The organism is Clostridium luticellarii (genome assembly GCF_002995845.1).
GTDB lineage: Bacteria > Bacillota > Clostridia > Clostridiales > Clostridiaceae > Clostridium_B > Clostridium_B luticellarii.
Map to the genome: position 1 here is coordinate 1 of NZ_PVXP01000084.1, position 11,441 is coordinate 11,441.

12 protein-coding genes, 1 tRNA gene, 3 riboswitches and 1 other annotated feature are annotated in these 11,441 nt (G+C 33.9%); of the genes, 4 read left to right on the plus strand and 9 right to left on the minus strand.

Annotated elements, in window-relative coordinates; all coding sequences use genetic code 11:
* Window positions 1-75 precede the first annotated feature (75 nt).
* Window positions 76-151: transfer RNA gene (locus CLLU_RS16440), tRNA-Ala, on the plus strand.
* A 205-nt stretch (window positions 152-356) separates the two neighbouring features.
* Window positions 357-597 (plus strand) — a binding site (T-box leader).
* Between the two features lie 85 nt (window positions 598-682).
* Window positions 683-1,498 (plus strand): glutamate 5-kinase, encoded by an 816-nt coding sequence (proB, locus tag CLLU_RS16445; protein WP_106010856.1) that lies wholly within the window; start codon window positions 683-685, stop codon window positions 1,496-1,498.
* A gap of 11 nt (window positions 1,499-1,509) precedes the next feature.
* Here the strand turns inward: proB and CLLU_RS16450 are convergent, their stop codons facing one another.
* The 5 genes from CLLU_RS16450 to CLLU_RS16470 form a co-directional block, all read right to left on the minus strand.
* Entirely contained in the window at window positions 1,510-2,310 is an 801-nt protein-coding gene (locus tag CLLU_RS16450; protein ID WP_106010857.1) for a hypothetical protein, read from the minus strand.
* 18 nt (window positions 2,311-2,328) lie between these two features.
* Window positions 2,329-3,093, minus strand: coding sequence for a MerR family transcriptional regulator (locus CLLU_RS16455; RefSeq protein ID WP_106010858.1), 765 nt, complete (start codon window positions 3,091-3,093; stop codon window positions 2,329-2,331).
* An 85-nt stretch (window positions 3,094-3,178) separates the two neighbouring features.
* Window positions 3,179-4,363 carry a DUF362 domain-containing protein gene (locus tag CLLU_RS16460; RefSeq protein WP_242977713.1) on the minus strand — a complete coding sequence of 395 codons (1,185 nt, stop codon included), beginning with the start codon at window positions 4,361-4,363 and terminating at the stop codon, window positions 3,179-3,181.
* Window position 4,364: 1 nt separating this feature from the next.
* Window positions 4,365-4,703, minus strand: a complete 339-nt coding sequence (locus CLLU_RS16465; protein ID WP_106010860.1) for a PadR family transcriptional regulator — start codon at window positions 4,701-4,703, stop codon at window positions 4,365-4,367.
* A 165-nt stretch (window positions 4,704-4,868) separates the two neighbouring features.
* Window positions 4,869-5,072, minus strand: coding sequence for a hypothetical protein (locus CLLU_RS16470; RefSeq protein WP_106010861.1), 204 nt, complete (start codon window positions 5,070-5,072; stop codon window positions 4,869-4,871).
* 205 nt (window positions 5,073-5,277) lie between these two features.
* Here CLLU_RS16470 and CLLU_RS16475 point away from each other — a divergent pair, with 205 nt between their 5' ends.
* On the plus strand, window positions 5,278-5,478 hold the full coding sequence (locus tag CLLU_RS16475) for an alpha/beta-type small acid-soluble spore protein (protein ID WP_106010862.1): 201 nt from the start codon (window positions 5,278-5,280) through the stop codon (window positions 5,476-5,478).
* 88 nt (window positions 5,479-5,566) lie between these two features.
* Here the strand turns inward: CLLU_RS16475 and CLLU_RS16480 are convergent, their stop codons facing one another.
* From CLLU_RS16480 to CLLU_RS16490, 3 genes are all read right to left on the minus strand, one after another.
* Entirely contained in the window at window positions 5,567-6,004 is a 438-nt protein-coding gene (locus tag CLLU_RS16480) for a hypothetical protein (protein ID WP_106010863.1), read from the minus strand.
* Window positions 6,005-6,137: 133 nt separating this feature from the next.
* Entirely contained in the window at window positions 6,138-7,550 is a 1,413-nt protein-coding gene (locus CLLU_RS16485) for an amino acid permease (RefSeq protein ID WP_106010864.1), read from the minus strand.
* Window positions 7,551-7,657: 107 nt separating this feature from the next.
* The gene (locus tag CLLU_RS16490; RefSeq protein WP_106010865.1) at window positions 7,658-7,861 is read right to left on the minus strand and encodes a hypothetical protein; all 204 of its coding nucleotides are present in this window, start codon (window positions 7,859-7,861) and stop codon (window positions 7,658-7,660) included.
* 123 nt (window positions 7,862-7,984) lie between these two features.
* Window positions 7,985-8,102: riboswitch (SAM riboswitch) on the minus strand.
* Window positions 8,103-8,328: 226 nt separating this feature from the next.
* Window positions 8,329-8,433: riboswitch (SAM riboswitch) on the plus strand.
* Here CLLU_RS16490 and CLLU_RS16495 point away from each other — a divergent pair.
* Complete coding sequence (locus CLLU_RS16495; protein WP_242977715.1) at window positions 8,427-10,139, plus strand: methyl-accepting chemotaxis protein; 1,713 nt, start codon at window positions 8,427-8,429, stop codon at window positions 10,137-10,139. It overlaps the preceding riboswitch by 7 nt.
* Window positions 10,140-10,213: 74 nt before the next feature.
* A riboswitch (SAM riboswitch) is annotated at window positions 10,214-10,321 on the plus strand.
* A 234-nt stretch (window positions 10,322-10,555) separates the two neighbouring features.
* Here the strand turns inward: CLLU_RS16495 and CLLU_RS16500 are convergent.
* On the minus strand, window positions 10,556-11,032 hold the full coding sequence (locus tag CLLU_RS16500; protein WP_106010866.1) for a hypothetical protein: 477 nt from the start codon (window positions 11,030-11,032) through the stop codon (window positions 10,556-10,558).
* Between the last annotated feature and the right edge of the window lie 409 nt (window positions 11,033-11,441).

The window sequence follows — 11,441 nt, forward strand, 5'->3', positions numbered from 1 at the left end:
GCTCAAGCTAATTTATTGCATTCACAAAAAAACAGCTATATAATATAAAAGGTGTTTGTTTTAAAATAAGTGCTTGGGGGCGTAGCTCAGCTGGGAGAGTATACGGTTCGCATCCGTAAGGCCGAGAGTTCGATTCTCTTCGTCTCCACCATTCACAATTGAAATAAAGGGACTCAAACCTCGTGGTTTGGGCTCTTTTGTTTTTGTGGCTTATTATAGTATGCTAATTGGTATATTGTATTAACGCAGTGTACCTAAAAATTATTACTGTTAGTTCAGAAAAATAGACAGCTTTCAATAATTTTTTTACTTGATATTTCTTTCAATTAGTGATATGCTTTTAGAAAATAAATATGTTAAATGCTGTGAAAAGAAATAGTAAGTATTTTGGATTTCAAGAGAGAAGTTGGCAGGTGTGAAACTTTAATGAAAAAATATTGAACCAGTCTTGGAGCTATGAATCGAACATCTATTCAAGTAGACTTCATTGGAATTCCCCCGTTATATGGGAAACAGTATCAAGAGTTTTCTTTGTACTGATCGAGTGCAGTTTACACTGAATTTAGGTGGTAACACGGAGTTTATTTCGCCCTAAGTTGATTTGAGTCAACTTAGGGTTTTTTATTGTTTAAAAACAACAAATTATTGTAAAAGCCATAATATAGAAAGGATTTGACGTATAATGGATCTTATGAAAAATCGTGTAGTAATTAAAATAGGTACATCTTCCCTGACAAATGAAGAAGGTAAAATAAATTTACGATGTATTGACAAACTGACACAAGTTCTATCTGGTCTGCAAAATTTAGGATATGAAATAATTCTTGTTTCATCAGGTGCTATCGCCGTGGGAACAAACAAAATGAAGTTGACTGAACGTCCGAAAGAACTTAGAATAAAGCAGGCCGCCGCCGCCGTAGGCCAATGTGAACTCATGCACATCTATGATAAATTCTTCAGTGAATACGGCAAGATTGTTGCCCAGATACTCCTCAGTGAAGAAGATGTAGACCAGGAAGGAAAAAAACACAACCTTATAAACACATTTGATTCCCTTTTGGAACGAGATATTATTCCCATTGTAAATGAAAATGATTCTGTAAGTTATAGAGAAATTGAATCCGGGCAAAAAATATTCGGTGACAATGACACGCTTTCTGCAGTAGTGGCCGTACTCTGCAGAGCAAAGAAATTGATTCTCATGTCGGATATAGATGGGCTCTATGAAAGTGACCCAAGAAAAAACCCTGACGCAAGGCTAATTTCTCAAGTGAATGATATTGATGAAAATATTCGTAAACTGGCAAAAGGCTCCGGCTCAAACAGAGGTACCGGTGGAATGATTACAAAACTTGATGCAGCCCAAATTGCCACTTCTCATGGTATTGACATGGTTATAACTCAGGGACAAAATCCTGAAAATTTATATAATATTATGGATGGGGAGCAAATAGGTACCCTCTTTATTGGGAAAAAATACGGATGTTCCCTAGCATAAAAAATTACGGCTCAGCTTTTTATAATTCTAAAAAATAAACTTATTATAAATGTTATAAGGGAGAATATCACTGCCACCACCAGAAAACCCGTTATCATTATATTATATTTTATCAAATTCATCTGCTGTATATATTTTGACAATCCAAAAATATTCAGTATGAGCAGTATAAAAAATATAGCTGTAAGACCCATGGAGGCACCCTTTATATCGGCCATGCTCAAGGATATGTGAGAAGATATGCATATGGATATAAAGAGAAACACGTAAAAATAAGGATTTTGAAAATTTTCAGCTGAAAATATATTTTTCACAAGTCCAAAATAGGAATGTAATATCCCTGTAATTGTAGAACTATCTATCACTTCCACATGAATATTTTTCATTAAAATATTTATAAAATTATCGTACGTCTGTGGAATGGTTACGTGCATCAATGCAATCATACAGGCAATGCCCCCAAATATGGGGGCTATTCCTATAAAAAAATTTCCTACCTGCTGATAAATGCTGTTTTGATTATAACTGTGCTCTACATATCCCATGACACCACCGGCACCTGGTTTTTGAAACAGTTTTATGGCAGTGATCCTATGTCCAAACAGCAGAGCTGCTATTGCATGACTGAGTTCATGTACCGGTACTCCGATAAATCCGGTTATCATTACTGCCTTATTCCCAATACTTCTTTGAAAATTCATCAGTGAATAATTTCTAAACACTCCCAGAAGAAAACCTGCCAATATAAGCATGCCCGTCAAATTGACAGTTTCTACACAGGTCTTAATAAACAATTGCATTAAAAATTCCAAATCTCATCATCTTTCCTTTTATTTATTCATACCGGTATAAAATAAAATGGCATCTCTCAAAAATTTGGCCATTCCCGATCTTTTCTTATCATAATAAGCTGTAAATCTCCTATCCTCCACATACATCTGTGCGACACCTGCATGAGCTTCTTTTGAATAACTGTCCCAAAAATAGCAGAGCCATCTTTTATGCATATCCGCTGCTTTTTGTGCCAATTCTCCTGCGGGATCCTCTGTTTCAATGGCAGCTTCCAAGGTACTCAGCATGTCACTTTCCAGTTTTTCGGCTTCCCTATACTGCTTTTCAGTCATACCCTTAAATTTTTTATTGGATCTCTCAACAGTATCATCACCGTACTTTTCCCTGATTTCCCTGCCGTATTTCTTTTCGTTGTCTTCTATAAGCTTTTCCTTAAAACCTTCAAATTTTTCACTATCTGTCATTTTAATTCTTCCTTCCCTAAACGCAATGGTTTTTTCTACATTTGAAATGATCAAATCCAATTTACGTCTTTTTTCAAGGAGCTTTTCATGGTGCTCTTTCAGAGCTTTTACAGTATCAAAACCAGTGGAAAGCATAATATTTTTTATACTCTCCAGACTGACCCCCAGTTCCCTATAAAAAAGTATCTGCTGAAGTCTATCCACTTCATCCTTTCCATAGATCCTGTACCCAGATGAATTGATCCTGGCCGGCTTCAGTATCCCAATTTCATCATAGTACCGGATTGCCCTTTTGCTAATTCCTGAAAGCCTGCTGAGTCCTTGCACTGTATATTCCATGTTTTCACCTCCCTGTAAATCAAATATAAACCTTCACCCAGCGTTAATGTCAATAGGGAAGCAAAATTTTATTGGACTTTTACATTTATAAATGTGCGCTGGCCAGTTTATCCAAAATTCTTCTCAAAAATGGAGTCTTCACTTCAATGGCCTTTTTAGGGCACATTTCCTGGCAGCAGTAACACCTAATACATTTATCATAATCGTATTGCGGAACCGTTCCCCTGTCCTTATCCAATTTTATGGCTTTACCCTCTACAGGACAGCTTTTCACACATATGCCGCAGCGAATACATTTTTTCTCTATTACATAAGGCCTCTGCCTTATAAGTTTCATAAGCCACTCAACTCTGTGAAAACCTGCTTTTTTGATATCTCCCCGGTAGACATCAAAATCCATCCTGCCATATTGTGCCACAATCTCCTCCACTGACTTTTCACCCTGAGAAGTCAAAACTTCAATATTATCCTCATGCCAATTTCCAAGCCCCCAGGCTTCTCCATTTACATTGGTGGGCACTGATGCTGGGTCCAGATGAACAAGCCTGCAGAAAACACTGTCAAGAGCCACCGGATCCTGAGACATCAGAATAACATTCATCTTTACAGGAGTTCCCGATGAAGGTCCATTTCCCTCCATGGCTACAATTCCATCCATAATATGAAGCCTGGGTTTTATCATGACATGCAGATCACAGAGCATTTTTGCAAATCTGTCTGCACTCTGATATTTTGCATGACTCAGCCCTTTATTGAAACCATATACGCAGCCGAACATATTTTTCACTGCACCGGTGATACGTTCAAGAGCATGAGTTTTCATTTTACAGACATTTATAATTGCATCAGCCTCTAAAACCCCTCTGCTTATCACAAACTCCTTTGCAACTCTTCCCTGGGGAAAATCCACTTTTTTTCCCTGCCTGAAATCAGCTTCCTCAATTTCAAATTCTTCTGCCGCCCCGGCAATACCGGCAGCATCTGATATTTTTGCAGGATTGCCATTTCCCGGTGAATCCCCATAGGAAATCCTATTATATCCATTTTCCCTCAAAATTCTCGCCACAGCCTTGAATACAACAGGATGAGTCGTTATAGCCTGGTCAGGCACTGCTCTTTTTAAAAGATTGGGTTTCAAAAGAATTCTTTCCTCTTTACTTACAAATTTCTCTATTCCTCCCAAAAGCCCCAATCCTTCTCTAACAATTTTATACACTTTATCTTCATCATAGTCGGTACATTCAAGCAGTACTACTCTACTTTTTTCCAAATCATAATTCCTCCTCCAATAATTTATTGAGTATTCTCTGGGAGAATTCCCAGTCTTCCTCATTTTGCCTGTAAAGTTCTCTTCCCTTTTCAGTAATTTTATAGTATTTACGCCTTTCTCCCTGAGACTCATCTCCGCAGTAGGAAGTAATATATCCACCCTCCTCCAGCCTCCTATAGCTTGAATAAAGGGTCGCCTCTTTCATTTCAAATTGATTTTGAGTTTTTTCCATAATAGATTTGTGAATTTCATATCCATAGCTGTAACCTTTTCTCAAAATAGCCAACACAATGGTATCTGTATGTCCCCTAAGCATATCTGATGGTGTTTTTAAAGCCATCTTATTACCTCCACGTTATATTTCTTTTACCCTCCAATTATAACGTATATCATATTATTATGATTGTAAATATACTTTGATCAAAAAACCGGTCAAAATCATTTAAATACAATTTTGACCAGCTCTTTTAAGACCTGCAGGATAAGCAATGCTGCATTTTAGGCTCTAAACTTTGGATAACTTTTCTATTAAATTTTCAACATTTTTTGCAGATATATATTTATCACCCTTTTTAACTAGAACTTTCTCATGACATTTTGAGCATTTGTGGAGACAATCTTTTGTTTTGAATTCAATTTCATTATCCTTTAGAATCCTGATTAAATCCCTATAATTCAAGGTATGCTTGCACACTTTAATTTTTGACATATGAACACCTTCTCGCACTAATTAAAATCAATTATTTTATAATAACCATTATACTCTAATACATATAAATTTTCCATGTTTATCTGTTTTTAGTCTTGCAAATATCTTCTAAATATTTCTCTAATTTCATAGACTAACTTACCCATATATACAGAAACTAAAATGTCACCAAAAATATATTACAAATTAAAGGAGGATCTTGTTCATGTCAAATAAGCCTTTGGTTCCAGAAGCAAAAGAAAGATTAAACAAGCTCAAAATTGAAACAGCAAATCAATTGGGAATTGATTTGAACAAAAAATATATTGCAGACTTAACCTCAAAAGATGCTGGAAAATCAGGTGGCCCTATTGGCGGACAGATGGTCAAAAAAATGATCCAATCTTACAAAGATAGATTTAAATAAAATAAAAGTCCATACTCATTCCCTCAATTTGAGCATGGACTTTTCAGATTTATCTATGATACAGTTCACTTTTGATATTAACTCCATATCATATTAAATCCATAGCTGTCTCTTTTAATAATTTTATTTTGCATTCAGGATTCATAGTTATAAAGTCATTGACATTTTTGGTCATTTTAAAATAATTTATAAAATCCTGCTGCTTAGCATTATCTATATTAAGTTTATATGCAATATTATCTAAAAGTTTTATTTCTTTTTCATCATAAGATCCATCTGCTAAAGCCAATCCAAGCAATTCAAAATAAAGTATATTTTTAATTCTGTCCGTAGATGATGATAATTCTTCAATAGCTGATTCATATGTTAGTTTTTCTATAGTTTCATTGTTTAAAGAAAGTTCTTTGATATAGTCATCTATCAATATTTGCTCACTATGAGCAAATACTTCATCTGCATTAGCTAGAGCCTGAACTAAGTTAATAAAGATAATGGATTCTCTTTTATTAAATTCATTTATAAACATATTGGTCACCTCATTTTAAATTTAACATACATTGTTATTATATTATATCATAATAAAAGTGCTGTTCACAGCGATTTAAAAAATCGCTAATGCAGCAGCACCTTTTATTTCAACTCTCTCATTCTCATAATTCCTATTTATCATCCATATTTTGTTTTGGGTTTTTCTCATCCTCCATCAACTCTTCAGAAAACTCAGTAGATAGTCCTGCAGTATTTCTCTTTACATTTTGATACTTGAATTTTTTTATATTTTCATAATATTTTATTCCTGAATAGATCAGCGAATAAAATAAAATTATTATTATTCCTGCTATAAGTCCCTGAGATTGCCCCGGAACAAAAGGCATACTAAAAATAACAGCAACAAGGGCTGCCATTGTGAACCAATATGCATATCTATTTTTTATCTTTCTTCTTTTAGAAAGTTTAATTTCTGAAGCCAGAATCATGACATAGGTAAAAATCAGTGCAAATCCTCCCGAACTCACTAAAAATAAATAAACTTTTGGAAATAAAAGTCCCAGCATCAATCCCAAAAGCATTGCAGCACCTGAAAAAATCATCCCCTTATAGGGAACATCTTTTTTATCCTTCAATAATTTAGGTGCAAAACCTTCCTCTGCAAGAGAACGAATCATTCTCCCCAGGCCAAACATAGCTGCCAGCATAGTCGAGAGTATGGCAGTAAACATAACTATATTTATTGCATTCCCGGCCCAGCTTATCCCCCACCTATCCAGAGCCACAACCATAGGACTTGCATCTTCAGTGAGTATCCCCGTAGGTATCAATGGAAGAAGCACAGCTACAGAAACTATGTAAAGTCCCAATAAACTCAAAACAGTATAATTAATGGCCCTTGGAATTGTTTTTTTAGGATTGTCGGTATCTGCAGCAGCCAGACCTATTATTTCAAATCCTGCATAGGCAAACATAACTGTAACCATGCTTCCCAGGATACCTTTTATACCACCCGAAAGCAGTGGTTCATATTTCAATTCACCTATACCTACCGGAGAATTTTTTCCAATAAGTCCCATAATTATAAGCAGTCCGATAATTATAAATGACACTATAGCCAATAATTTAAATGCAACCAATCCGCTTTCAAACTTGCTCAATTTATCGGCTTCAAGTAAATTAAGCAATGTAACCACAACAATTACAGCACTTCCAAATAGTCCAATGGGCACTTCCGGAAACCAGCTGCGCACTAAAATGGAAATAGCAGCTGCCTCACTGGACATAGCCAGGATCATGCCAGTCCAGTAAACCCATCCCAAGGTGAATCCAGCACCTGATCCAAAAGCTTTCTCAGCAAATGACCTGAAAGATCCTGATGATGGATACTTTTCCGTCATATCCGAGAGTGCGGAAAGTATAAAATAGACTAAAATTCCTGCTACTACATAGGATATCATAATGGCAGGTCCTGCAGCACGAATAGCAACTGATGATCCAATAAAAAAAGATCCTCCAATTATGGTACCCAGTGCCATCATAGTGACCTGCCACGCAGACAGGCCTTTGTGTTTATTTCCCACTTAATACCACCTCAAGTTTATATAATCTTGAGTATAGTATTTCTTAAAACATGAAAAACATTCTGTCTTTCATATAAATAGTTAATGAAATATCTGTAAACTGGATTTTAAATATAAAAGCCTCTATATTTATCTTCAACTTTTTTTACTGCTCTATTATATGCCTCATTATATATCTGCTGCATAGAAAATATTTCCCTTTCATTTAATCCACTGTAAAATATTTTAGGGCAAATTACAAAAGAATCTTCACTTTTACTTTCCTTAAAATTATTATTTATGATATTTAAAAATTTACTTTCTATATCCATTAGAATTCCTCCCATTCTCAATTTTTCAAATCAACAGTATTAACAACCACTACATATATTATAAAAAGCTATCTTCCTATAAGGAAAATAGCTTTTTATCAACTTATTTATAAAATACTACTTTTCTTATCTTCCAGAATACTATAAATAACTCTGCAGGAATTGACACCGATACATCTAAAAATCTGATGCCGGTTGTCGGGTTTCAAAGGGCCAGTCCCTCCACCACTCTTGATAAGAGTACTATCTATTAATTTTTCAAAATTTAATGTTTTTTATATTATATCACTGTGTAATTTAATATGTCAATATCAAGTTATCTATTTTTTGTCTTTTGCCATATTTTTTCAATTACCTGTTGTCAGTTTTTTTAGAAATAGATTATTGACAAAAAAATAAACAGCATATATTATATATGTTATATAATATTAACATATGTTACTATTTCATTAAAATTTAAATATGAATTCTTATCAAGAGTGACTAAGGGACTGGCCCAATGACGTCCGGCAACCTGAACATTTATGTTCAACGGTGCTAATTCCAGCAGGTGAAAAACCTGAAGATGAGAAACACTAAAACATATGAACTTCTTACAGTTTCTCTGCAGGAAGTTTTTTATTTTTCAAAAGGGGGAGATTTTATAATGAACAGGTGTAAATTGAAATTGCTAATAGCACTAATTTATACGATTATTGCATTAATACTCTTTGTAATTTTCAAGAACATTTTATCCGAGAACATCTTATTGCTAAACAACATCATATTTACGATAATAAGCATTGTATTTTATACTGTAATAGCAGATAGAGCATTTAAATTCTTGGATGAAATCAGCAATTCTTCTTACAAAATTGCCGATGGAAATTTAACTGAAAAATTAAGTGTTAACAACAAAGGTATATTTAAAAAATTATACCTTAACTTAAACAATATAGTTTTGAATATGAGAAAATTTATAAACGAAACTACCATAATGACAGATAAATTGATAAATTACTGCCAGAATTTAAATGATAATGGAAAGAAAATAGAAATATCTGCTGCTGAAACCTGCAGTGCAATAAATAAAATATCCTCAGACATGCTGGAACAGACTAATTACGTGTCTGAGAGCAAAGAACTTTTCGATCAAATCGGAAAAGACTACTCAGATATGGTAAACAACGGAAGATCAATTGATACCATAGCATCTTCCATGATATCTTCTGTAGCAGATAATAAGAAAATCTACGACGAGCTAGTGGAAAAGATGAATAGCTCAGCAGTTTTTAACAATGAACTGGCATCTAAAATAAAAGTTTTATATGAAAAAGCTTTTAAAATTCAAGATATAGCAGATACAGTGAATCAAATAAGCAAAAGCACCAATCTGCTTTCACTAAATGCATCTGTAGAGGCCGCAAGAGCCAGGGAATCCGGGTCCGGATTTGCTGTAGTGGCAGATGAAATAAGAAAACTTGCCAGGGATTCATCTGAACAGGCCAGTGAAATTCAAAATATAATAAATGATATAAAGGAGGAAATTTCAGGCATATCAATTGATATGGAAAAAGAAGTTAAGAGTATAAATGATAACATACAGTTTTCAAAAACTATCAAAGAGAATTTAGGAAATACTCAATTGAAAAGCCAAAATACTCTTAAGGCCATAAAAAGCATAAATGAGGATATCAATACTCAAAACAAAAAAATAATTGACATACAAAACATAATTAAAAAAATATCCGTTATATCTGAAAACACTGCATCCTCCACTCAGGAAGTTGCATCCGCATCTGAAGAGCAATCTTCAGCTATAAAGAATATATTCAGTTCAATTTCAAATTTGGCAGATATGAATAAAAAAATAAAATATAAAATAGATTCTTTTGCCAAAGATTACAAAGTTACTGATGAAACAAAAAAGCATATACAAAAGGGATTTGAAATTTTAAAGCAGGTGGCAAAATCCGATGGACTTTCCTCCATGGATTATCATATCTGCACCAGGATACTAAAAGAAAATATAGTAAAATATCCATATTTTCAGCTTTTTGGGCTGGTGCAAAAAGATGGTCTCAGGAAAGCTGTTTCTCTAGATTATGACGAAAAAGAAGTATATGCAAGCTTTTCCCACAGGCCTTATTTCAAAGCAGCCATAGGAGGAGAAAATTATGCTTCCAAACCCTACGTGTCTGTGGATACCAATGATTATATTATAACAATAGCAGTCCCTGTAAGAGACAATGCATCCCAAATAGCAGGTGTACTGGTGGCTGATTTGATGCTTAAATAAATCTTTTTAAACATATTTTCAAAACATATTGACATATCAACATACTTATTTTATAATGAAGACATGAATAACATAACTTATCAAGAGAGGTAGAGGGACTGGCCCGATGAAACCCGACAACCAGCATCATTAAAATGTATTGGTGTCAATTCCTGCAGGATATAAATCCTGACAGATAAGGAAAGTATAGTATTATTAATTGAGATATTAAAATCTACTTCCTTATTAGAAAGTAGATTTTTTATTTTTTAGTAAAACAAATTGAATAAGATAAAATATAAGGTTTGCTGTTTTTATTAAATAAAAAGGACAAGAAACTCACTTATATTAAAAAGTTTCTTGCCAAAGTTCAATAAAGAAATCCCTACAATTTCTTTATTAATACTGAAATATCAAGAAATTACTTATGTTATTTATTAGCAACAGCAAACTGGAGTATTGTTCATGCACATTACACAAGTACAGCCGCATTCCATCATACTCATCATACAGTCACAGCAGTTTTGAATCATCTTACGCATCATTTCATCTCCACTGGTCCACATCATTGTCATGCCATCCATACCCATTTCAAACTTGCACATTCCCATCATCATGTTGCAGTCCATCATCTTCATGCCATTCATCATCATAGACATACTGGTCATTCCACCGCTTAACATAGAACAAAGATTTTGCATCATTGCAGCTGCAGTTTCATCTTTTGTCATGCACATAACCTTCATACCATTCTCGCATTTTTCCATTTTCATGACTACACGAGGGATCATCATGCTATTCATCTGTGTCATAGGCATCGCCATATCCATTCCCATCATGTTCATCATATTATTGTTCATCATCATGCCCTTTCCCATCATCATGTTCATCTTTTTACCCATCATTTTTTCCATTTTAAAATCCTCCTTAAACTTAAAATAATAATGAATTTTTAGTATAATATATTCCTCTGGCCTCTAGTTTATCTAGTGAGCCATCTCTAGTATGTCTAGTCGATATAGTTATTATACGTATATTCACTTACATTAAGCCTCTGGTTTATCCGGTCAGCTATTTAACCTTTTTAATGGAAACAAAAAACCATAGCAACATTTATATCAACAAAAATACAAACACCACTACAGCAGTATATTACCTAACTCACAACAACACATACAACATTTATAATTATTTTTTTTCATCATATATAAACACATTTCTTGCATTAACATATATTTATACCTCCACAAATAATTATAAAAACTCTTAAAACAATTTAATTATATCCAAAATTTATATTATTGTCAAGTTTAAGCCATTAAG